Source organism: Hymenobacter citatus (assembly GCF_014333615.1).
GTDB classification, from domain to species: Bacteria; Bacteroidota; Bacteroidia; order Cytophagales; family Hymenobacteraceae; genus Hymenobacter; species Hymenobacter citatus.
Window position 1 is genome coordinate 1 of record NZ_JACSCY010000011.1, and the last position, 21,013, is coordinate 21,013.

General features: G+C 55.9%; 20 protein-coding genes. 6 read left to right on the forward strand and 14 right to left on the reverse strand.

Features of this window, described 5'->3' with window-relative positions; translation table 11 throughout:
- Positions 1 to 532 precede the first annotated feature (532 nt).
- From H8B15_RS13670 to H8B15_RS13680, 3 genes are all read left to right on the forward strand, one after another.
- Entirely contained in the window at positions 533 to 1,225 is a 693-nt protein-coding gene (locus tag H8B15_RS13670; protein ID WP_187320253.1) for a carboxypeptidase-like regulatory domain-containing protein, read from the forward strand.
- A gap of 387 nt (positions 1,226 to 1,612) precedes the next feature.
- Complete coding sequence (locus H8B15_RS13675) at positions 1,613 to 2,038, forward strand: hypothetical protein (protein ID WP_187320254.1); 426 nt, start codon at positions 1,613 to 1,615, stop codon at positions 2,036 to 2,038.
- A gap of 45 nt (positions 2,039 to 2,083) precedes the next feature.
- A complete protein-coding gene (locus tag H8B15_RS13680) occupies positions 2,084 to 2,455 on the forward strand; it encodes a hypothetical protein (protein ID WP_187320255.1) in 372 nt (123 codons plus the stop codon).
- Between the two features lie 111 nt (positions 2,456 to 2,566).
- On the opposite strand, the gene H8B15_RS13685 is transcribed toward H8B15_RS13680, so the two are convergent.
- The 4 genes from H8B15_RS13685 to H8B15_RS13700 are packed head-to-tail and all read right to left on the reverse strand — an operon-like array spanning position 2,567 to position 5,744.
- Positions 2,567 to 3,628, reverse strand: coding sequence for a DUF3089 domain-containing protein (locus H8B15_RS13685; protein ID WP_187320256.1), 1,062 nt, complete (start codon positions 3,626 to 3,628; stop codon positions 2,567 to 2,569).
- Between the two features lie 21 nt (positions 3,629 to 3,649).
- Positions 3,650 to 4,690 (reverse strand): hypothetical protein, encoded by a 1,041-nt coding sequence (locus H8B15_RS13690; RefSeq protein WP_187320257.1) that lies wholly within the window; start codon positions 4,688 to 4,690, stop codon positions 3,650 to 3,652.
- Positions 4,691 to 4,733: 43 nt separating this feature from the next.
- On the reverse strand, positions 4,734 to 5,471 hold the full coding sequence (locus tag H8B15_RS13695; protein ID WP_187320258.1) for a hypothetical protein: 738 nt from the start codon (positions 5,469 to 5,471) through the stop codon (positions 4,734 to 4,736).
- A 27-nt stretch (positions 5,472 to 5,498) separates the two neighbouring features.
- Positions 5,499 to 5,744, reverse strand: coding sequence for a hypothetical protein (locus H8B15_RS13700; protein ID WP_187320259.1), 246 nt, complete (start codon positions 5,742 to 5,744; stop codon positions 5,499 to 5,501).
- A 134-nt stretch (positions 5,745 to 5,878) separates the two neighbouring features.
- On the opposite strand from H8B15_RS13700, the gene H8B15_RS13705 reads away from it, so the two are divergent.
- A complete protein-coding gene (locus tag H8B15_RS13705) occupies positions 5,879 to 6,061 on the forward strand; it encodes a hypothetical protein (protein WP_187320260.1) in 183 nt (60 codons plus the stop codon).
- Between the two features lie 125 nt (positions 6,062 to 6,186).
- On the opposite strand, the gene H8B15_RS13710 is transcribed toward H8B15_RS13705, so the two are convergent.
- The 5 genes from H8B15_RS13710 to H8B15_RS21285 all read right to left on the reverse strand — a co-directional run bounded on the left by H8B15_RS13710 (position 6,187) and on the right by H8B15_RS21285 (position 13,545).
- Positions 6,187 to 6,708 carry a gluconokinase gene (locus H8B15_RS13710; RefSeq protein ID WP_187320261.1) on the reverse strand — a complete coding sequence of 174 codons (522 nt, stop codon included), beginning with the start codon at positions 6,706 to 6,708 and terminating at the stop codon, positions 6,187 to 6,189.
- Positions 6,709 to 6,781: 73 nt separating this feature from the next.
- Entirely contained in the window at positions 6,782 to 8,077 is a 1,296-nt protein-coding gene (locus H8B15_RS13715; protein ID WP_187320262.1) for an MFS transporter, read from the reverse strand.
- Between the two features lie 46 nt (positions 8,078 to 8,123).
- Complete coding sequence (locus H8B15_RS13720; protein WP_187320263.1) at positions 8,124 to 10,331, reverse strand: FUSC family membrane protein; 2,208 nt, start codon at positions 10,329 to 10,331, stop codon at positions 8,124 to 8,126.
- Between the two features lie 196 nt (positions 10,332 to 10,527).
- Positions 10,528 to 11,496, reverse strand: coding sequence for a bestrophin family protein (locus H8B15_RS13725; RefSeq protein ID WP_187320264.1), 969 nt, complete (start codon positions 11,494 to 11,496; stop codon positions 10,528 to 10,530).
- 213 nt (positions 11,497 to 11,709) lie between these two features.
- A complete protein-coding gene (locus tag H8B15_RS21285; RefSeq protein ID WP_343069162.1) occupies positions 11,710 to 13,545 on the reverse strand; it encodes a MutS-related protein in 1,836 nt (611 codons plus the stop codon).
- Positions 13,546 to 13,644: 99 nt separating this feature from the next.
- On the opposite strand from H8B15_RS21285, the gene H8B15_RS13735 reads away from it, so the two are divergent.
- Both H8B15_RS13735 and H8B15_RS13740 read left to right on the forward strand, forming a co-directional pair.
- On the forward strand, positions 13,645 to 14,418 hold the full coding sequence (locus tag H8B15_RS13735; RefSeq protein ID WP_187320265.1) for an energy transducer TonB: 774 nt from the start codon (positions 13,645 to 13,647) through the stop codon (positions 14,416 to 14,418).
- Positions 14,419 to 14,522: 104 nt separating this feature from the next.
- Positions 14,523 to 16,085 (forward strand): DNA integrity scanning protein DisA nucleotide-binding domain protein, encoded by a 1,563-nt coding sequence (locus H8B15_RS13740; protein ID WP_187320266.1) that lies wholly within the window; start codon positions 14,523 to 14,525, stop codon positions 16,083 to 16,085.
- A 172-nt stretch (positions 16,086 to 16,257) separates the two neighbouring features.
- On the opposite strand, the gene H8B15_RS13745 is transcribed toward H8B15_RS13740, so the two are convergent.
- The 5 genes from H8B15_RS13745 to H8B15_RS13765 form a co-directional block, all read right to left on the reverse strand.
- Positions 16,258 to 17,355, reverse strand: a complete 1,098-nt coding sequence (locus H8B15_RS13745; protein ID WP_187320267.1) for a glycoside hydrolase family 43 protein — start codon at positions 17,353 to 17,355, stop codon at positions 16,258 to 16,260.
- Between the two features lie 126 nt (positions 17,356 to 17,481).
- Positions 17,482 to 17,973, reverse strand: a complete 492-nt coding sequence (locus tag H8B15_RS13750; protein ID WP_187320268.1) for a DUF4442 domain-containing protein — start codon at positions 17,971 to 17,973, stop codon at positions 17,482 to 17,484.
- A 285-nt stretch (positions 17,974 to 18,258) separates the two neighbouring features.
- Positions 18,259 to 19,524 (reverse strand): hypothetical protein, encoded by a 1,266-nt coding sequence (locus H8B15_RS13755; protein WP_187320269.1) that lies wholly within the window; start codon positions 19,522 to 19,524, stop codon positions 18,259 to 18,261.
- Positions 19,521 to 20,273 carry a hypothetical protein gene (locus tag H8B15_RS13760; protein ID WP_187320270.1) on the reverse strand — a complete coding sequence of 251 codons (753 nt, stop codon included), beginning with the start codon at positions 20,271 to 20,273 and terminating at the stop codon, positions 19,521 to 19,523. Before H8B15_RS13760 ends, H8B15_RS13755 begins: the two co-directional genes overlap by 4 nt.
- Positions 20,274 to 20,370: 97 nt before the next feature.
- The gene (locus tag H8B15_RS13765) at positions 20,371 to 20,940 is read right to left on the reverse strand and encodes an RNA polymerase sigma factor (RefSeq protein ID WP_187320271.1); all 570 of its coding nucleotides are present in this window, start codon (positions 20,938 to 20,940) and stop codon (positions 20,371 to 20,373) included.
- Positions 20,941 to 21,013: the final 73 nt, after the last annotated feature.

Genomic DNA, 21,013 nt, shown 5'->3' on the forward strand with positions numbered 1-21,013 from the left:
CAAAGGTCCATAAAACAGAGGGCCCGCTGCATATATGCAGCGGGCCCTCTGTTTTATGGACCTTTGCAGTCTCAAGCACAAGTAGATATTCTATTTATTGTATTTAATCAATATTTATTATACACATTACATACATTTAAATATGTTTTTCATAAATAAAGTACAATTTATTATTCCAAAATATATAGATCTGCAATTTGAATCGCCCCTACGTAAAATAGGTTTCAATGGATTCATTCTATTCCCAAAATAAAAAACATGTATCCATAAAAGAGAAATTTTATGTTACTTATCATACAATAATTATAATTAACTGAATAAAATTGCATTATCGTAGTAGCCATATAAGCTTATGTTTAATTGACTCAGTTGGCAATCTGCGCTATCTACCGTGCTTTTAACTGTATTTATCGAAGACAGCATGCATTCAAATCCTTTACTGACATCATTTTACGAATAGATTATATCCATTTTTTTATTGAATTTTGTGTCATCAAAATAAATGGCACTTTTACTGTAAACCTCAGTCAATATGAAACTCAGCGCACACCCGTTTCATCCCATTTCGGGAGAACTATTATCAGTATATCGCGACGCCTATCTCCGTGGCGATTTGTCGACTGAAAACACTACGCTTGTTGATGCTTATATTAAAGCGAACAGCGTACATGCTGATGCTACCTTACGCCGCTTTTATGAAATGAAGCAGCAAGGTCACCAAGTGCAACCTGTAGGCTGGGTACAACGGCAGTTCGATCTGATCCGTACGGAGCCCCAACGTTTTCGTCGCCGTGCTGCCTCTATGTTAGTAGGTAGTGTGTTAGTGGGTGGCGCTGTATTCGCTAACTCTGGTCGCACAATCGAGAATGCCGCTATTGCACCCGTTACCGCAGTGGTATCTGAAACTTCGGTAGCAGAAGTTGCTTCAGCAGCTTCGATCAATGCAGCAACAGTAGTTGTACGCGGCCGCATCCTGGACGAGAACGGTCGCCCATTGATAGGAGCCACTGTTCTGCAGAAAGGCACAAGCCGGGGCGTAAGCACCGATGCACAAGGCAACTATTCGTTACGCGTTCCGGCTGGCCGCCCGACCACGTTACAATACGGCTATGCTGGTTACAGCGACGACGAAATTCAGGTAAAAGGCGGTACGGTAGAAAATATGACCCTCGTACCTAACATGGAAAAAGCGAAAAAGCCCAAGCGTCACTGGCTCTTCTTCTAACTGTTAGTACAAGAGTATGCGGCAGTAGTGCACAGAGCGTACCACTCTTCTATTGATTACAGATACTTGACTGTAGTATATAAGTCGCTCTATGAAGTGGCTTATATACTACAATTCAAAGGAATATTTTACTGCTCCTTATATCACCGCATATTTTTCGCTCATGGGAATCAGTAATTGTATTTTTGGCATTCTATTTGGCCTGTAATTATCATGAAAGCTTATTGAACAGGACAAACAAAAGACACTAGCCATAGCTCTTTTATCTGTTCAATTGGCTGTCAACTGCTGTAATTAGGGAGTTATTTACTCCCCTGGGTTTAGCAGTTCACTTCACTGATATTCTTACTACCTCTACCTGTTGGAACCAAGTAGAGTACTACTCAAATGAGAATTCCATTCCTGCAAAAAGTTGCTGTTCGAAAAATTACGAGTGATGTCACTGGCGCCTCTCGCGAACGGGCAACTGAGATACTAGAAGGAATACTACAGGAATTACCCGAACTGCTTCTCGCTACCATTGTCGATCTGAATTCTGGACGGTTATTGGCGGCTTACACCAAACAGGCCCAATCAGACCCTTATAAGGTAACCACATATGCGGTTGCCACAGCGCGGCAGCTAGCACGCCTACCGGCCCAGCCAGGGTTGGCTACGCAGCAATTGCAAGATCTGGTGCTGGTGCTAGACGAACAACTCTATGTGCTTCGTCTGACGGCAGACCAACAGTGGGGTTGCTTACTCCTTGTGTACACGCACGATACCAACTTGGCTTTGGCACGCGAAGTACTACGCAAGCACTCCGGTCAGTAAACTACGTCTCACTTTGTTTTCTCACTTTCATATTTACCTATTGCCATGAGCGTTACTGTTGCTCCTAACCAAACGGTTCAAGAAATTTTAAAAGAATTGCCCTCGCTGGTAGCGGTGGCGGTAGTTGAAACCGAAACGGGTATGCCTCTGGCTGCTCACTCGAACGTAGCCAGCTTCGATATCGAAACGGCTGCTGCTTACAATACAGAGGTAGTAAAGCAGAAGCTGAAGGCTATTTCGGCCCTAAAGCTGAACCAGACTATCCAAGACATCCTGCTGACGCTGACGGACCAACTGCACTTGTTGAAATTGTCGCCTAACGGCAGCAAGTTTATCTATCTGGCTGTGAACTCTCGCGACACTAATTTGGCTGTTGCCCGTCAGGTACTGAAAGCACATACCGACGTATTGAGCTAATACGTTGCTTATGGCAAAAAGGCCCTGATACCGATGCACGGTACCAGGGCTTTTTGTTATGCGCATGTGGCAGTAGAAATGCGCTTACTACTCAAATTTATATTTATGAAACTACTGGTGAGCTGATTGCCAGGCTTGTACCCGCGTTTGTGCATTTCGTCGCAGGTTTACGTAATACAAGCCGTAATCCACCAAGTGAAAGGAATAGTGCAGTTGGTGGTGGCCAAAAATACGGACCCGTGTGTAGCCGCTGGCATCTGGGTCATGGAGCCAGACGAGGCCATTGTGCACTTTGGCATCTACCACACTGCGGTCGATACGGTTGAAGGACTGGGGCACACTACCTTGGTTGAGCGTTGCGGGCGCGTGCGTAGTGTCAGAGGTCCAAGTAAGCGGGTTTACGGCGACACCGCCTTCGAAACGTGGAAACGGTTTTTGCCAGTTCACGGCATTCCAACTTACGTAGCAGCCCGTTTGGGTGGAGTCGGTGCACGGTTGCAGCACTTGGTACGTAGTAGCAGGCACTTTGTAGCCAATGAGGTAGGCCGCTACCAACCGGCGGCGCAGGGCTGGGTCCTGATCAAAAAACTCGCGCAACAAACGGGTAGCCAGGACAGTGCCTTGGCTATGACTGGCCAAAATAATCGGCCGGTTTTGGTTGTAGTGAGTTAGATAGTACGTGAAAGCAGCCTTCACGTCGGTATACGCTAAATCCAGCGCTTTGTCTCCGTTGTGCTTTCGCTTGTTCTCAAAAAAGGCATACAACGTAGCTTGCCGGTAGCGGGGAGCGTAGATCCGCCCCGCCGCATTGAATACGCTGGCTTGCTTACGGATTACTTCCCGGTCGGTAATCTTATTCACCAACTCGTCATCCAACGCGGCATTCCAGGTTTTGCGCCGATAATACGTCGTGGGATGCACAAAGAATACATCGGCGCTGGCGTTTTGCTGCTGGTCGCGTAGGTTGGAACCATAGGGTACGGTATCGGCCGAGTCGAGGCGGGTAGGCAGAGCCGCCCAGTTGACCGTATTGCTATAATCGGGAGCAGAGGGAGGCGTTTCTTTACTGATTGGATGCCCCGGCTTCAGTAGCTTCAAACAAGATGAAAGCAAGCTTAGCAGCAACAGTAAGCCTACCTTACTTGCCCAGCGCAGGTTTTTGTAGACTTTCATAGGCAGGCAAGTAGCATGGGGCTACTCCGTAAACTTATTCTCAAGTAACCGCTCCTGACGCAAATACACGATCTTATAATCCGGGTCGAAGCGTACGCGCACTTGCGCTTTCGTTTGCTGGTGCTGCTGGCGCGACTGCCGGAAAGCAGTGCTAGTTTCGAGGTAGGTAGCGGTGCGGGTGCCATCTTCGGCGGCGGGCTCTACTTTCAGGCTACCTGGTACCACCTGCGTTTGCTCGTCCGTGAATTCCGGAAAATGCGATGTGGTGAGGTCGGCGCTGATAGCCTCGGGCGTGGTATTTTGCAGGGTGTAGAACCGTTCTACACTCGGAGCAAAATGGTCATCGGCGCTAAACGGCGCGGCTTGTAAATCTGTATAATAAGCAGCGAGTGCCTGTTGCACGCGGGTACGCACCGCTTTTTCATCGGCGGCAGAAGGGGTTAGTACAGTGGCAGTCACTGCCGAATCGGTGGTTGGACCAGGAGCTGTGGGTAGCACTGCTGGCGCTACTCGTACGGTTTCGGGGGCAGCTACAGGTGGCAGCTCTATCTGCTCGGCCTGAGGGCCTACTTCCGGCTGCACGGCTACCGTATCGGCGGCGGTTTGGGAGGTACTAGTCAGGCGCTCCGACTCGCGCCCGCCAAACACGAGGTAGGCCATCAAGCCCAAGAGCAGCACAATGCCCCCCACAATTAGAATAATGCCCAAGGGACTACGCGACTCGGCCTCACTGGGCACGGGTCCCACACCGGGTGCCAGCGGATCGAGCCCAGCCGACGTGGGCTCTGGGTCAGGAGTAGCGGGGGTAGGCAGTGGTACTGCCGGCCCCGCAGCCGCGCCCGACGCCAAGTACGGCGGCTGAGCAGTTGGCGCGTGAGGCTCTGGCTCGGTAGTGGGCTCCACGGATGGCGTACCGGGTAGGGGTAGACCTTCGCGGTGGACTCCTTGATTGAAAACCAGTTTGGTTTTCAGCGCTTCAAACTCCTGAGGCGTGATGGCACCGGCATCCAGCCATTCCTTGAGCTGACGGAGTGTATCGAGCGGCGAGGGGTCTTTTTCCATAGAACACAGTACGAAAAACTATTCGTGACGGCTACGCTAACAGCTATTTACGGTCGAGGGCTGATAATTGGTCGCGGCGGCGCTGCACGCGCTCTTTGTATAGCTTCAATTCTTGGGTATTGCGTACGAGCTTCACTGAGTCCTGACGGGCTTGCAGCACGTTGGCTTCGTTTTGCTTTTGCAGGGTAGCAATCTTGAGTAGGTTGGCGGCCGTATTGGTTTGCAGATTGGTCACGTCTTTGGCGAGACGTTCTTTTTCCTTCTCAGATGTGCGCAGCTGCTCTTCTGCGGCCACTAATTGCTCGCGGTAGGCTTTCTGCCGGGCAGCGGCGGCAAAGCTCTGCGCGATGTTGCGCAACGCCGCGTACTCGCTGGGTGTACCAGTGGCGCTGAGGTAGGAAGTCTTATCGAAAGCGGCGTACACGGTCAGCTCGGCTGTGGAATCGGTAGGCGCTATAATAGTGGAGTAAAAGTTCAGCAACTTACCCGACACGCTTGACACGGGCACTTGCTGCGCCTCCAACACATCCTTTTTCCCTACCCCCAACATACCATTCCCCTTCAATCGGATGTTGTAGGTGTCTTTCAACCAGGATTGCCAAAAGTCGCGCAGCCATTGCGCCGAGCCGTCGGTCTGTACCTGCACTGCGTCGTGCTCCTGGCGGTCTACGCTTACAGAGCCGTTGCGCGCTTCGTAGAGTTGGGCAGCGGCAGACCGGGGTAGCGTCATCAGAAGGCTACCGAGCAATAGCAGGTTGATAGCGGGCTTTCTAAAAGTCATGCAAAGGCTGTTTTCAGTTTCCAACGCCTACAGGTCGTGCCGATCGAAGGCCGCCTGCAAATCGGTGCGCATGCCTGCGAAACGGGCAATAGCAGCTTGCAGAAACTCTTGGTCAAGTAGGGCGTGCACGTCGTCCTCGCTGGTGATATCCATTTCGCTCACCTTATAGGTTTGCTCAAACATGCCTTTTTCCAGCTTAATCAAGTACTTGCCATTCCAGGCAAAGAGCGTGATTTTGACTTCGGGGTGCGGAACGACGGCGAGTTGGCGCATAACAGGTAGCGTAAATGAGGCGCGAAGATACACAGTGTACCTCAAGGCTAGTAAAAGCCCGTCTATAACGGCCTACGGACATAGTGCGTATAGAAAAAGTGTTCGTTCACCTTTCATCTAACGCACCTTACATCATGCCACAAGGAGATAAATCGGCCTATACCGACAAGCAAAAGCGGCAGGCCGAACACATTGAAGAAAGCTACGAGAAACGCGGCGTATCGGAAGAAGAAGCCGAAAAACGTGCCTGGGCCACTGTGAATAAGCAGGACGGCGGCGGCAAAAAAAGTGGCTCCGGCCGAAAAAAGCCCGAGTAAGCTCGACATTTCACAGGTATACAACACGACCGCCCTACCATGTAGTAGGGCGGTCGTGTTGTATACCTGTTGCGGTTCTAAGGGCTGTATCCTTAGCACTAGCTGTAGCTAAGGATACAGCCTCTCTACGCAGGCTTCGTTTCCGCCGCAACGTCTGCCTGCACAATTTTTTCGGTCACCTGCTCAGGCGTTTCATCCGAACGCAGCTCAATGCGTAGGCCATATGCTGGCTTCTCCAATGTTTCCAACTGCGAGTCTAGCATATCAACGGCCATGTAGTGGCCTTTGCGGTGCTCGATTCGGTCGCTTAGTAGCTCGCGGGAGCCATCCAGGAATACCCAACGCAGGGGTTGGCGGGCACCGCCCTGCAACGTTTGGCGGTAAGCTTCTTTCAGCGCAGAGCATGCTAACACGGCACCACCGGTGGTTTCCCACTTGGTAATAGCCTTGGCCATATCGGCTAGCCAGCCAGCTCGGTCATCGTCGTCGAGCGGGATGCCGTTGCTCATCTTTTCGATGTTGGCGGCAGGGTGAAAATCATCGGCATCGTGAAAAGGCAACTCCAACCGCTCGGCCAACAACTTGCCCACCGTGGTTTTACCGCTACCCGACACGCCCATCACAATGTAGATTGAACTGAATTGCATGCAGGAAAGTACTAAGAAAAGAGTGTCTCCGGCTATACGGAATACACAAGCTTTAGGAGAACAACGCACAAAATCACTCGGTTGTCAACAGCACTGGATTGGGCATTGGTTGCTTTTGTTGCCGGAGCGCTAACAGCAACCCCAGCAACACTATAGCGCAGAGCAACCCCAGCACCGGTGCCGAAGCTAGATGCAGTGCCCAGCCAGTGAGGTACGACCCCACTACCCCCGACAGGTTGACGAGGGCCATGTAGGTGGTGAACTGCGAGCCTTCTATCTGGGGTCGGCACAAGGCCATGAGCAGCGGCATGGCGGCCACGCTGATACTAGGGTCAGCCATATTCCAGATCAGCAGCCCCATGGTGGCAAAAGCTGGATAGGACCAGAAATAGCTCAGCCCGCAAAATAGCAGCAGAAAAGTACCCAGTGCCAACAGTACCCGGCGCTGGAGCACGGCCGCCCCAATACGATCGGCTAGCACGCCGCCGCTGGTGATGAGCAGCAGGGTAACTATACTGCCCCAGCTACCTTGCAACACCGATACGGCCGCATCGGACCAGTGCAGGGTGTGGATGAGGTGGTAGTTGTAGGCCCAGCCAAAAATGCTGGCGCAGAGGTAGGCTCCCGCAATAATGCCAAACAGGCGCAGCGAGTGCGGCTCCCGCACAGCGCGCCACAGCTCCGCAAATAGCCAGGCTACCGACGGGTTATCGGTATTGGACTGGGTAGGCGCCGCGCGCCGCGCGCCGAAGCGGGGAATCAGCTGGTCGTTGTGGTCGAGACGGATAAAGAACGTGAGTACCGTGAACAGCAGCAACGTAACCGACTGCGCCAGTGCCGCCCAGAAAAACCCGTAGCGGTGCAGCACAGTAGAAAGCGCCGCTGCGCCCAAGGACGACCCTAATAGAAAGCCTCCGCGCATGAAGGCATTGACCCTACCCCGCTCGACCTCGGGCACCACCGAAATGGCAATGGCATCAACGCTGGCATCCTGAATAGACGCAAAAATGCTGTGCAGGCAGAACAGCCCACCTAGCAGTGGCAACTGCGCCGCGGGCTGCCGCACCGTCAGCAAGCCCAACGAGGCCAAAAAAGCCACAAATTGCGTGAGCACCACCCACTGCTTACGGTGCCCTATAACGGAGTATTGGTATTTATCGATGAGTGGCCCCCATACAAACTGAATGGTCCAGGGAAGGCCTATAATGGCACCAAACGAGGCTACCGTTTCGGCGCTTAGCCCCCTACCTATCAGGTAATTCACCACGGCCGTGAGGCCAAAGCCCGCCGGGATGCCCTGCATCACATACAGGTAGAAAAAAGTAAAATACCGCAGACCCGCGCTTTCGCGGAGAACCAGATGCTTCACAGAGTCTTTTGCAGAGGGTAAGCTCCGGAAGGTACTCTAAATTGGTTTAGCTCCCGACCATTGCCGGAGTCTTTTTAGAAACGTTTCCCTCTTCCTCGGCCAATACCTGCTCGGTGGTGCGGCCAATGTCGCTGCTGACTTTCTGCAGGAATTCCAGCTGATCGAGCAGTAGCCGGTCGTCGGCGGTGAGGGTGGCGGGGGCCAGAGCTACTGGGCCGGGAGCGGCGGCTGGGGTAGGCGCAACGGCAACAGAAGCAGCCGGCTCCAGTTGCTGCGCGCTCCGTTGCAGCGCCGACAAGGCCTGCTTCACCGGCCGCAGGCCGTCGCGGGCGTGCTGCGGCACCCCGTTTTCCAGCGAGGCTGCCACTGTGGCCATGTTGGACGACAGGATATGGTTGAGCACTACAAAGCGGTGCACGTCGGAGTTGTGGCGCTGCTTGCTCTTGGGCTCGGAGAGCATTCGTTGGAAGGCGGCACCTAAGTTGGCCGAGCTGATATACACGTCTTTGCGCGCCAGCTTGTAGTCGGTGAGGGAAGGCGGCTGACCGCTCAGGCGTTGGGCAATCTGTTGCAGGTAGATCATATTGGCTTGCAACACAGCGCGCATGTAGGTACGCAATTGCTGCGACTCCCAATTGGGAAACAGTAGGTAGGAAGCAGCCAGCGCAATAGCACAGCCCACGGCTGTATCCGTTACGCGCTCCTCAATCACATTGAAGTAAGCCAGCCCCAGGAAGCTGAAAAGAATAAGCAGGTAGGGCGTCAGGAAAATAACCATCACCACGTAGTTGCGGCGCTGAAAGCTGTAGGCCGTGAGCATGAACACCACCAACAGCCCAAACTGCACCCGCGGATGGGTAGGCAGCAGTAGCAACACTGCAATGCCAATTGCGCCTCCCACGACTGTACCCAGGATACGTTGGTAGTTGCGCTGCTTGGTCAGGCTGAAGGATGGCTTGAGCATGAGCGTACTAGTCATCAGCACCCAGTAGCTATGGTGGCCGGTGAAGAACAGCTTGGAAACCAGCAGGCCGAATACGCAGGCCAGCATGACACGAGCGGCGTGGCGAAAGTGCGATGAGCTGAGCGTGAGGTTGTCGCGCAAGGCCTCCCAGCTGAAGCGCAACGGCGACACAAAACGGGCGTATTCGCGGGCGTTGGCGGCCTGTGCTACTCTAGGTATCGTGGCATCGGCGTGGAAATATTTCACAATATCCTTCACACGTTGCGTGAGGTTGCGCAAGCTCACCAGCACCTTCTTGAGCACCAGCGTATTGCCTACCTGCTCGTCGACGGCCAGAGCATCAATGCGCGTTTTGAGTTGCTCCAGTTGGGCCGTGAGGTCGGTGGTGCCGCGGTGAGTACGGTTGGTTTGGATGGCAAAGCTGATGGCATCCAGCTCGTCGGCCAGGCGCTCAATCACCACCGCTATTTCCTCCAGAATCCCCGTAGGACCGAATTTTTCCCGAATGGCAGCATTATCGAAATACGTGGCCGTGATGTGGTCGTAGAGGTCCACCATGTCCACGAAGGTGAGCACCAAACGGCGGCTTGTGCGCGTCGACTCCTGCACCAGCCGGCGGGTTTTGAACATGATTTCGCGAGTGGCGTCCTGCTTTTCACTCACCGTCACTTGCTGCGCTACCAGGCGGCGGTAGTCGTCATCCAGATTAGTAGTGGTGCGGTAAAACTCGGCCTTGATGCGCAGGAAATCGGCCACGGCGTGTATGTTCTCACCCAGCGCCTGTTGGGCGGCACGGTAGGGTAGCACCCGAAAAAAGGCCAGCGCCAGCGCCATATACCACAGGCCACCAGCCAGCACCAGCAGGGCATTGGGCAGCACCTGGGCCGGCGCCAGGGGCTTGTCCATCTGCAAGATCATGAGCAGCAGCGCAGCCGTACCCACGGCGCCGGCGCGGGCGCCATATACCAGCAGCATCGAAAAAAAGAAGCTTAGCACGGTGATTTCTACGCCCAGCGCTACCGGATGCAGGCGGGCAAAGCCGGTGAGCAGGGTAGTCACGAATATGAACAGCGCGCCATAAAGCATGCCGTTGCGCTTGTGCTTCACGGGACCAGGCGTATCCGTCACGCTCACGCCTACCGCACCCAGCGAAAGCGTCATGCCCATTTCAAGATTACCCAAAAGTGAGCACACCAGCGCCGGCGTAAGGATGCCTACAGTGGTGCGTAATCCATCAGAGAAATCCTGGCTGGCGAAGAAGTATTGCAGATTGCGAAAAAAGGTAGCCATAGAGCGGTAGCACAAGCAGCGCGTTGCCTATACGCAACGGTGACCTGCAAAGTCGGGGCCTAAAAGCAAAACGTCATGCCGCGGCGTGCAGCATGACGTTTTTGGAGTGTATAAAAGGTGAAGTCGTGAAGTTGTGAGTGAAAAGACGCCTGCAATACGGAGCATTCACAGACGCACAACTTCACCTTTTCACAACTCAATACAAGATATCGTTCACGGGCTCAATCTTCGACGGCATGTTGGTTTCGCCCAGCAGTTGGCGCAGGTCGATTTCGATGTTGCGGCAGATGGCCGTCATCGGCACGTCGTTCATCTCGTTTTCGAAGGGGTCTTCACTGTGGTGCCCTACCCACTCGATGGTATAGTACACCCACGACACCAACACCGAAAACGGCACTGTGAGCCAGAAGTGGCTCGGCCCCATTTTCTCAAACTCACCAATGAGCCCCAGTGGCAGCAGCAACGCAAACAGCCACACAAACACTGCGCTGAAGTAGGCGTACTGGCGCGGAAAAGGCGTGTTCTTGATTCGCTCGCAGCCGCCTTGCAGGTTGAACAGCTCTTCTATCACCCGCATCATGGTCACGTGCTGAAAATCGTTGAGCAGGCCGCGGCTTTCGCGCAGCACGCGCATCTCGGCAGCCTGCGCCCGCAGGATATGCGTAGGCGGGTTGGAAAGCCCGCGCATCTGCTCCGACTCGGCGGGCTCCAGAAACGGCGCTACGGCCTCATCCCATAGCTCGGGTTGGCGGCGTAAGTTCAGACGCACGGCGTTTATCCAGGCAATCTGGCGGTATACCAGGCGCCGGTGGCGTATAGTCAGCTCCTGCGCCGAAGCAGGCGACGCCTGCACATCAGGCGCATCAACCACCGACGTGACGAACTCCAGCGCCTCAATGGCCCAGGTACGGCTGTAGTTCACAATGCCGCCCCACAGCTTGCGCCCTTCCCAGAAACGGTCGTAGGAGCCGTTGTTTTTGAAGCCCACGTAGAACGCCACCGCCACCCCCAGCGTACCTACCGGCTGCCACGGAATATCCAGGGACCGGAAGCCCAGCGGCCCGTAGAGGTAGCAGACAACGATATCGTAAATAGTAAAGAACAACAGGCTTGGCCAAGCATATTTCCAAATGACGCGCCAGCGCAGATTTTCACGAATGTACATAGGAGGGGATAGTGCTGCTTAAAGGCGAAGCAGGTAGTAGAAGCCTTCTTGCCGAGGTGCGATGATTTAGTGGTAGAAAACATATTTGCAACACTCGCACAATTGTCTTCTACCCGTACTGCTCCCGAAAGTTGCACCTATAAAAGCAAACCACACCATCCTGCCACGCAGATTAAAACGATTTAATCTTCTGATTAAAAAACCTTTAATCCTCTATTTCTCCTTCTCAATAGCTATACCCATGAGCTGCATGAGCTTACTAGCGTTGAAGGCCCGGCATACCCCCGGCGTCAATTGGTAATCGAAGCGAATCTCGTCGCCCTCGATGGTGCTGTTGAAGCTGAAGTTCTGCACGGCGCCGGGTAGCTCATCGGCCAGGGCGGCTAACTCTAAGTCGTGGGTGCTGATGAGGCCGCTGGCCCGGCGTTGGTGCAGCTGATGAATGAGGGCATGCGCGCCCCGGTGCCGGTCTAGTGAGTTGGTGCCACGCAAGATTTCATCGAGCAGGTAAAACACGGGTTGGCCGGTGCTGGTCAGCTCTAGCAACAGGCGCAGGCGTTTCAGCTCGGCGTAGAAAGAGGAGGTGCTTTCGGCTAGATTGTCTTGGGTGCGCATGGCCGTATATACCTGGGCCGGGCTTAGACGCATGCTGGCAGCGCACACCACGGCGCCGGCCTGGGCCAGCACCATATTCACCCCCACCGTGCGCAGAAAGGTGCTCTTGCCCGACATGTTGGAGCCGGTAATTACAGCCGTGTGCCCTACCCCCTTCATACTGAAATCATTCGTGATGCGCTGGCGCGAGAAGATGAGCGGGTGGCCCAGCTGCGTGGCCGTGCATTCCAACTCGGTCGGGCTTAGTTCGGGCACTATATAGGTAGGGTTGGCGAAGGCGAAACCTGCCAGGCTCACCAGTGCCTCCAGCTCGGCGCTGGCTTCTAGCACCGCATCGAGGTTGGTACCAGCTTGCGCTTTCCAGCTTTCCAGCCGCCACATGCACTGCAAATCCCAGGCAAATAGGCTATTCATAAACAGGTTGCCGAAGGGCGTTTGCCGGGCCGAGAACAGCCCCGCGATGCGCGCCAGCTGCCCAATCTGCACCGAGGCAGCAGTGCCACCGGCATGTAGAGTAGCGTGCAGTGCCCGCAGCCGGGGCGCCTGCCAAGTGCGTTGCTCAAATAGCGGCAGTTGGTCGCGGGTGGCGCGCAGGGCGTCGCGCACGGTGGCGCTGTGCTGGTAATAGTCGTCGCGGGCAGCGCGAAACTGCGCGTTCAGCAAACTGATGAGGCCGATAACGACTACCGGCGGCCAGATTGTCCAGTAATCTAGCAGCCAGCCGGCCACGCTACCTATGGCCAGTATGGGCAGCACTATCAGCAAGGGCTTCAACCAGCCTTTACCACTGAAGAAATCAGGCTGCCGGAGCCAGGCCGTGAAGGTGCGCGGGTCGGACTCTTGCTGGGGGAAGTGGCGTGCCCGCGCCTGCCACGTCTGCTGCCACGCCACATCGGGTGTCAGTTCGGCCACTGCTTCTTGCCTACCCACCACGGTAGCGGCCGGCGCGGGTGCAAGCAGCCAGTTGGCCAGCCAGTCGTGACCCAGGCGGGAGGTAGTGCGGTTGAGCAGCTGGTAGAGCGAGTGCGGGCCAAACACGTCGAGGTCGGCGGCGTAGGGATGCGTGGCGTCAAGGTAGCCCAGGCCGGCATCGAACTGCGTGAGCTTGCCCTCGAGTCGGGCCAGCTCGTGGCGGTTGAGCTGGGCCAGCAAGCGGTGCTGCTCGCGCTGGTAGCCTACCGTATCGTGCCAGCGCACCAGGACCAGAAATACCAGATACAGTGCAAATAGTACCGCCAACGCCGCCACCAGTCTTCCCTCAGACAGGAAGTAATAGGCTCCTACCCCCGCGGCCGCAAAGGCCGCTACCCGCACCCAGGCCACTACCCGGTGCCGACCGGCAAAGTAGGACTCACGAGCGGCGTGGGTGGCCACGTTCTCGGTAAACACATCAATGGGGGCAACAGTAAGCGGGCGGAAGCGGGTTTCGGGCACGGTAATGGGAACAGGTTTTGTTCAAAGATACAGGGTGCGCCGTACCGGATGGCTGGTGCGGTTGTTGTCCCGGCTTACTCAGTTCTCACTGCTTGTCTCATGCCCCGCCTCCTACCCCGCCTTGCTTTTTTATTCGCGCTCAGCACCGCCAGCCTCACGGCTCAAGCACAACAAAAGCTGAAATACCCGAAAGCCGATCCGCAGGAAATATATACTGAGGTGGAGAAACCCGCCATTCCGGCTGGAGGTGTGGAGGCCTACGCGCAGTACCTAGCCGAGCATCAGCAGTACCCTACCCAGGCCTTACAGGCCGGCAAGCAGGGCACGGTGCCCGTATCGTTTGTGATTGAAAAAACGGGTAGCGTCTCGCAGGTGAAGGTAGAGAAACCTGTAGATCCGGCCCTGGATGCCGAAGCCATTCGGCTGATTGCCGCCGCCCCGCGCTGGACGCCCGCCGAGCACAAGGGTCAGAAGGTACGGCAGCGCGTCACGGTACCTGTCACGTTTCAGATTCCGGCAGATGCAGCTGGCGCCGCTCCTACCCCCAATCCCAACGGCGGCCCCATCACCGTGAAGCCCGACTCGCCGGCCCGGCCCGTGGGCGGCACCGACGCTTTTTTTGACTGGGTGCAACAAAACCAGCGTTACCCCGCCCTGGCCCGGCAGCGTAAGATTCAGGGTAGGGTGATGGTGGAGTTCCTAATTCAGCCCGACGGCTCGCTTACTGATGTGAAGGTGCCTAAGCGCCTGGGCTCGGGACTAGACGAGGAAGCTATGCGGCTGATTAAAGCCGCACCGAAATGGGAGCCGGCCCGGTTTCAGGGAAAGCCTGTGCGGCAAAAAATGGTGCTGCCCATAGTATTTCAGCTGTAGGCGCAACCAGAAGGGGTGTTCGGTGGTTGCTATCTAACCGCCGCGCTTCATTGCGGTGGGCGCTGCCTGCTATGCACCCGGCGGCGCTTTTGCCCCGCTGTTGTATGCTGACGACCCTCCCCTTGCTCGCCGCACCGCCCGTTGCGCCGGGCCTCCCTACCCCCAGCCCCGACCCTACCCTCATCTGGCCCTACCAGGCGCACTTCCGCCAGGCAGCTCAAACCATGGCCGATGGCGTTTTTGACGCGCTAGACGAAGACTTACAGCCGCGCGTGCAGCTCCTGGCTGTACCAGCCATCGACAACGCTGCCGGGCTGGCCTCGCTGCTCGGCTCTGATACCTCGGAGTACGACCCAACGACTTTTGCCGATGTGCATACGCGCTGCCAGCACCTGCACGACCGAGGCAACTGGATTCTGACCGAGCGCACCGAGCAGACGCCCGAGGAACCGGTACGGCGGCGCTACGAAGGCTATGTGCTGCGCCTCGCTATTCAGGAAATTCTGGACGAGCATGATAAAGCACACCACACCAGGGCGTCTTTTGCTGGCTGGCCAGTGCTCATCAATGAGTTTCATGTGGTGCCGGTGCTCCAACTCAACCGCAAAACGGTGCGTCGCCACCCTACCCTTCGCCCCGACCGATTCTACACCACCGGTCGGCCGGTGGTACCATCACTGATTCAGGCGGCTATTATTCGCTTCCATGAGGAGTGCGCCAAGTCTTTAAGTGAGCCGGAGCCTGGCGCTGGTCTACTGGTGCGCCCCCGCGAAACCGATGAGTTGGTGCGCGCCGCTGGCACGCTATTCATGCAAACGCCTGCCCAGGATCTGGGCATCAGCAAGGCCGAAGCCAAGCTGTATGCTACCCTCAACACCATCTCCTCGCTCCGCTACGAAGGCATGGAGGGGGTAGGCAAAATGATGTTGGCAGCTCGGCATCACCCCAACCTGGAAGAGGTGTTTGCCCTCACCTGCCCTACCCCACTCAGCGACTACCGGGCCGTGCGCAAGCTGCTGGAAATGACTACCCCAGACGTGAGCCTGCTCGCCGACGGCGAAAACGTGTACGCACTGGGCCGGCAAATTGGCCAGTACGACGCCTCCCGCGAAGATCTGTTCGTTATTAGCTTCGTGACGCATTATGCCTGGGAGTTTCAGCACGCCGGTAAGGTGCTGATGCGCACGCACTACGGGCAGCCCAGCCTGGCGCGGGCGCGCCTCAACCGCAGCAGCTTCCGTAAAGAGCTGCGCCGCACCTTCGACCTCACTAACCCCGAGAAGGTAGAGCGCCTGTGGGAGGTGGCCGCCGAAGCCAGCCGCCAGAAGCACGGCACGCTGCTCGTCATCACTACCGAAGCCCTGGCCGAAGCCGACCGCCTGAAGCTGCAATGCACGCTCATCGAGCCGGTGCCGCTTACGCCCCTCATCACCCGCCTCGTCACGGCCATCGACGGCGCCGTACTCCTCGACCCCGATTCTTACTGCTACTCCATTGGCGTGATTCTGGACGGTACAGCCACCGGACGCGGCAACAGCACCCGCGGCGCCCGCTACAACTCCGCCATTCGCTACGTGCAAAGCTCCCCCTACCCCTGCATGGCTATTGTAGTGAGCGAGGATGGTTTAGTGGATGTGTTGACGAAGGAGAGTTTAGAGGAGGAATAGTGAAGTGGTGGGGTTGTGAAATGGTGAATTAAAAAAGCGTCTGTCATCCTGAGCAGAGCGAAGGACCTTATGTCAGTTGAACGACCATCGTAACAATGACTCGTTCTGGCGTGATAAGGTCCTTCGCTACGCTCAGGATGACAGACGCTTTTTTAATTCACCATTTCACCTTTTATCCCTTCATCGGCTTGATAGTCTGAATGCTGCCATCGGCGTTGCGCTTCAGCTCGGTTACTTTCACGTTGCGCAGCCAGGTTTTGTTGGAGAGCTGAGTATCGTGGTAGAAAATGTACCACTTACCATCTTTTTCGATGATGGAGTGGTGGGTGGTCCAGCCTTGTACCGGCTCCATAATCACACCCTGGTAGGTGAAGGGGCCCGTGGGCGAATCGCCAGTGGCGTATACCAGCAGGTGCGTATCGCCGGTGGAGTACGACAGGTAATACTTGCCGTTGTACTTATGCATCCAGATGCCCTCGAAGAAGCGCTTCTCGTTGTCGCCAGCCAGTAGCGGCTTGCCGTCTTTGCCTAGAATTTGGATTTCCTTTACCGGACCGGCAAACTCTTTCATATCGGCGCTCATAGCGGCCACGCGGGGGCCAATAGCCACTTCTTGCGCGGGCTGGCTCGGCGCTACCGTCGAGTCGTACTGCGCAGTGCGCCAGCGCTGGAGCTGCCCGCCCCAAATACCACCAAAGTACATGTACGCCTTGCCATCGGTGTCCGTAAATACAGCCGGGTCGATACTGTAGCTGCCTTTGATGGGCTGTGGCTCGGCCTTAAATGGACCAGTGGGTGAGGTGCTGGTGGCTACTCCAATACGGAAAATATCCTGCTTGTCCTTCACCGGGAAGTACAAGTAGTAAGTGCCGTTTTTGAAGGCCGCATCGGGTGCCCATAGCTGGCGCTTAGCCCACGGAATATCCTTGACGTCGAGGGCCACGCCGTGGTCGGTCACCTTCCCGCCCACGCTGTCCATCGACAGAATGTGGTAGTCGCGCATGGCGAAATGGTCGCCATTGTCGTTTTCCGGCATCCCCGTTTCAATATCATGCGAGGGATACACGTAAATTTTGCCGTTGAACACGTGCGCCGACGGGTCGGCCGTATAAATGTCGCGCACCAGCGGCTGGGTCAGGTACTTGGTCGAGTCGGTAGAGGCCGTCGTGGTGGTAGCAGCAGCGGTTTCGGGCTGCTTGGTACTGTTCGAGTCGCAGGCAGCTAGGCCAAGTACGGCACCTAGCAGCAAGTAGGAATGAGAGAAACGCATAGAGAGCAATAGAGGTGGAAAGCAGCAAATACGCAGAAACCGCGCAGCTTTACTACCCCTCCCTACCCTTGCAAGGCATCATAACCTATCGGTATCGTTTGCCTCCCCACATTTTTTTACCAATAGCTATTTCGCCCGGAATGACCACCGCACCCGAAATACGGCTACCACGTCGCCGGCCGCATCGTGGCCGGTACTGGTGCATACCACCGCACGACCTTCGCCGGTAGCACGGCTGTCGGCAATAGCTTGCGCAATGACCACGCCATCGGGGCAAGTAAACGTGACGAAGCCCGTGGCTTTCTTGGTGAATTCTGCTTCCAGCCCTACCACCAGCATCGACACCCTACCCGCCCCCTGGATGTGCAACATAGCTTGCACCCCGCTAGCCAACTCAGCGGCCATGCTCAGGCAGGCAAAATAGATGCTCCGAAATGGATTCTGGGTGAGATATTTAAAGGGCACCGTAACGGTAGCCTGCTCCGCTGTGAGACTTCGCACCCGCAGTCCAGCTAGGTAAGCCATGGGTAGGCTGCGCAACAGAAACAGCCGCAGCTTCCAAGGATTCAGAATGTTACGCTGAAAGTTTTGCTGGGCAGAGTTCATGGCAAGTAGCATATACTACAGAGACACAGCCTCTTGTATCTCGTCGTTGCTGAGATTATTTGGTTGAACGATGCTGCTATAGATCGTTTGACGATGACACACGAAAGATTACATTTCTACACAATATACCCACGCTACGCCTCTTATTTTCTACCCATCAACCTTTCTCCTCTGGCACTAACACTGCTCTATTGAAATTGGCAGTAGATAATTCCAACAAAAGAAGGCCAGCTGAACAGCTGGCCTTCTTTTGTTGGTAGAGCAGATACGCCTTGTTGCGGCTATTGCCCACGGTATTTAGCGGTTGAAGCTCACGTTGCCGTAGCGCACCTTAATATTTACGTTGCTGGTATTGCGGGCTTGTACTACTCCAAAGCTACCCTGCGTATCACTGGATGCTTCGCTATTTTCTTCTGAAGCTACTTTCACCATCTCTTTGTCTACCAACAACTTGCCGTGGTCGGTATTCACATCGAAATTGAAGCCTGCATCAGCAGCGAAATTAAGTAGGAAGGTGCTGTAGCCACCGTCGAGGTTGATCTGGCGGAAGTTCTTACCTGTGTTGCGCACCTCAAAAGCTGGGCAATACTGCACTTTCATGTCCAGCTTATTGTCGAGCTTGTCGATGCTGAACTTGGAGAAGCCCGATGAGCCGCTGAGGCTGTGTACAGTACCCAGAACTACATCACCGTACTTGCTGTGCACAGTCAGGTCCTGCACCGTGCCCATGTCGATGTCTGAGTAATTATTGCGCAACTCAATCGTTTTGCCGGCGCTCAGGCGCAAGCGGGAGTAGCAGGCGTCGATGGTAGCGGCGCGGGCGTAGGCTACTGTAGCTTGGCCGTTGCTCACGCGTACGGCGTTTTGCGCGCCATCTAAGCGCCCAGCGCGCAACTGTCCGTAGTGCACAGCCAAATCAGTACTGCCCGTCAGGTCACCGTTGATACTGATTTCGCCGAAGGTATTCTGAAGCTTCAACGGCGTGTTTTTGGGTAGCCAGATGGTGTAGTTCACTTCATAGATGCGGCGCTTGCTCCAGCATTCTTTCGGCATCAGTCCAAAGCGTGAGCGGGCCGAAACGCCCCCCGTAGCGGGGTCGTTGGCCAGCAGTTGCACCTGTATCATGTCTTGTAGCTGCTGGGCTTTCTCATCCGTCGAGGCACGCGTAATTACCTCCACGTCCGTCCGGATTTCTTTCCGGCTCCACGTATTGATCTGCACCCGGCCGTAGCGAGTTTCCAGGGCGTAGCTCTTGCCCGGTACAGCAGCAAACGTACGGCTCAGCTTGCGCGACTTCTCTACAGCAATAGCGCCGGGGTCCTGCACTTGTGCTTCGCCTTGTACGGGCATTTCGCCCTGAGCCGGAGAAGTGGTTCCTTGAGTAGGAGCTGTTTGCTGGGGTAGTGCGGTGGCAGCCTCGGCTGCTGCCGGCTGCCGGTAAAACTCACCAGGTGTTTCTGTAGGTGTGGCTGTTTGAGCATAGCTACTCAGCGCAGCGCCCGCGCAGAAACACGACGTCAATAGGGCCCTACCCCAACGCTCACGTGTGAACCAGTAACTCATTTGCGACGGTGGTTATCGGCTAGCGCAAAAGGCTCCTCGTAGGCCTGCACCTGTTCGTGGGTGCGTAGTTGCTGGTTCAAAATATCCAACCGAATTTGCAGGTTGCGGTTCATGGCGTCCAGCACCACATCGGGCTCAGGGTTACGATACAGCTCCACGCGTAACTGGCGGTAGGTGGAGTCCAGCGCACCCAACTCCTGGCGCCAGTCGGCATCGGGAGTAGCACTGCTGGCTGTTTCTAACTCGTGCAGATCAGCCTGGCGCTCTTGTATCTGGGTGGCGTAGTAGGCCTCCATGCGCTGCACGGCTGTAGCCAGACGCTGGGCGGGCGCGTTGGAAGCTTCTACCGCCATTGGCTCGCTACCTAGGTAAAGCGGCAAACCGGTGGTAGCAGTTGCTGCCGAGGAAGGATTGGCAGTTGTTGGCTGGGTAGCCCAAACGGAGTGGTGTTGGGTGGTAGTCTGCCAGAAATAGCCACTGCCGGCTAGTAACAACGCCGCGCAGGCAGCCGCCCAGGCATACCGCCGACGCATAGGCTGCGCTTCGGCAGCCGGAACGTGGGTAGGGGCAGCAACTGGTTGTACGGGGGCATCATCGGCCACAATACGCAGGGGAGCAGGCGCTGGAGTTGCCGGAGCATCCAGGGCTTGGTCGAGGTCGTCCCATAAGTCGGGGCGGGGCTCAAACGCGTCGAAGTCGGCGCGATGCCGCTCCACGAAAGCCTCTAATCCGTTAGGGTTCTTGTTCATACTCAATAGAGCTACACACAGCCACATCTGGCCAAAGGCGACTGCCGGCGGTGTATACAGTGGGTGGTGGAATAACGCGTCTGGGGCCGCGGGGGTTTTACAAGCCGTGCTGCTGGGCAAGTTCTAGCAGCTTCTTACGCGCCCGGCTGTACTGTGATTTGGAAGTTGATTCGGTGATATCGAGAATACCGGCTATTTCGGCGTGGTCGTAGCCTTCAAGCAGGTACAGCGAGAGTACAACCCGATATCCGTCGGGAAGTTCCTGCACGCAGCGGCGCACCACATCGGCACGCCAGTGCAGCTCCTGCGCATCGGCCGCCGAGAAGTGGTCGTCGGCGTCGGCACCGGCCGCGTCGTGCTGCTCTCCTAAAGGCACCACTTGTAGCCGACGGTTGCGCAGGCAGTTGATACTTTTGTTGATAACGATGCGCTTCAGCCAGGAGCCAAACGACGAATCGCCCTTGTAACTGTGCAGCTCCCGGAACGCACTCAGAAACGCTTCCTGTAACACGTCCTCGGCCTCGGCAAAGTCGCCGGTGATGCGCAAAGAAGCGTTGAACATAGCTTTCGAGTAGCGTTTATAAATCTCCGCCTGCGCGCGCCGGTCGCCAAGGCGGCAGCGTTCTACAAGCGGGGCATTGATGTCGGTATACGCGAAAGCTTCCATGCAAAAGGCGTTCAGGGTTTCGGAATCAGGTTAGCTGTCCAATATCCGAAATTCTGGGCTAAGCTACTAGTTT

Bases quoted from the DNA above. Each gene is read 5' to 3' on its own strand.
- H8B15_RS13670 (WP_187320253.1), top strand. From the start codon at position 533: ATGAAACTCAGCGCACACCCGTTTCATCCCATTTCGGGAGAACTATTA.
- H8B15_RS13675 (WP_187320254.1), top strand. From the start codon at position 1,613: ATGAGAATTCCATTCCTGCAAAAAGTTGCTGTTCGAAAAATTACGAGT.
- H8B15_RS13680 (WP_187320255.1), top strand. From the start codon at position 2,084: ATGAGCGTTACTGTTGCTCCTAACCAAACGGTTCAAGAAATTTTAAAA.
- H8B15_RS13685 (WP_187320256.1), bottom strand. From the start codon at position 3,628: ATGAAAGTCTACAAAAACCTGCGCTGGGCAAGTAAGGTAGGCTTACTG.
- H8B15_RS13690 (WP_187320257.1), bottom strand. From the start codon at position 4,690: ATGGAAAAAGACCCCTCGCCGCTCGATACACTCCGTCAGCTCAAGGAA.
- H8B15_RS13695 (WP_187320258.1), bottom strand. From the start codon at position 5,471: ATGACTTTTAGAAAGCCCGCTATCAACCTGCTATTGCTCGGTAGCCTT.
- H8B15_RS13700 (WP_187320259.1), bottom strand. From the start codon at position 5,744: ATGCGCCAACTCGCCGTCGTTCCGCACCCCGAAGTCAAAATCACGCTC.
- H8B15_RS13705 (WP_187320260.1), top strand. From the start codon at position 5,879: ATGCCACAAGGAGATAAATCGGCCTATACCGACAAGCAAAAGCGGCAG.
- H8B15_RS13710 (WP_187320261.1), bottom strand. From the start codon at position 6,708: ATGCAATTCAGTTCAATCTACATTGTGATGGGCGTGTCGGGTAGCGGT.
- H8B15_RS13720 (WP_187320263.1), bottom strand. From the start codon at position 10,331: ATGGCTACCTTTTTTCGCAATCTGCAATACTTCTTCGCCAGCCAGGAT.
- H8B15_RS13725 (WP_187320264.1), bottom strand. From the start codon at position 11,496: ATGTACATTCGTGAAAATCTGCGCTGGCGCGTCATTTGGAAATATGCT.
- H8B15_RS13735 (WP_187320265.1), top strand. From the start codon at position 13,645: ATGCCCCGCCTCCTACCCCGCCTTGCTTTTTTATTCGCGCTCAGCACC.
- H8B15_RS13740 (WP_187320266.1), top strand. From the start codon at position 14,523: ATGCTGACGACCCTCCCCTTGCTCGCCGCACCGCCCGTTGCGCCGGGC.
- H8B15_RS13745 (WP_187320267.1), bottom strand. From the start codon at position 17,355: ATGCGTTTCTCTCATTCCTACTTGCTGCTAGGTGCCGTACTTGGCCTA.
- H8B15_RS13750 (WP_187320268.1), bottom strand. From the start codon at position 17,973: ATGCTACTTGCCATGAACTCTGCCCAGCAAAACTTTCAGCGTAACATT.
- H8B15_RS13755 (WP_187320269.1), bottom strand. From the start codon at position 19,524: ATGAGTTACTGGTTCACACGTGAGCGTTGGGGTAGGGCCCTATTGACG.
- H8B15_RS13760 (WP_187320270.1), bottom strand. From the start codon at position 20,273: ATGAACAAGAACCCTAACGGATTAGAGGCTTTCGTGGAGCGGCATCGC.
- H8B15_RS13765 (WP_187320271.1), bottom strand. From the start codon at position 20,940: ATGGAAGCTTTCGCGTATACCGACATCAATGCCCCGCTTGTAGAACGC.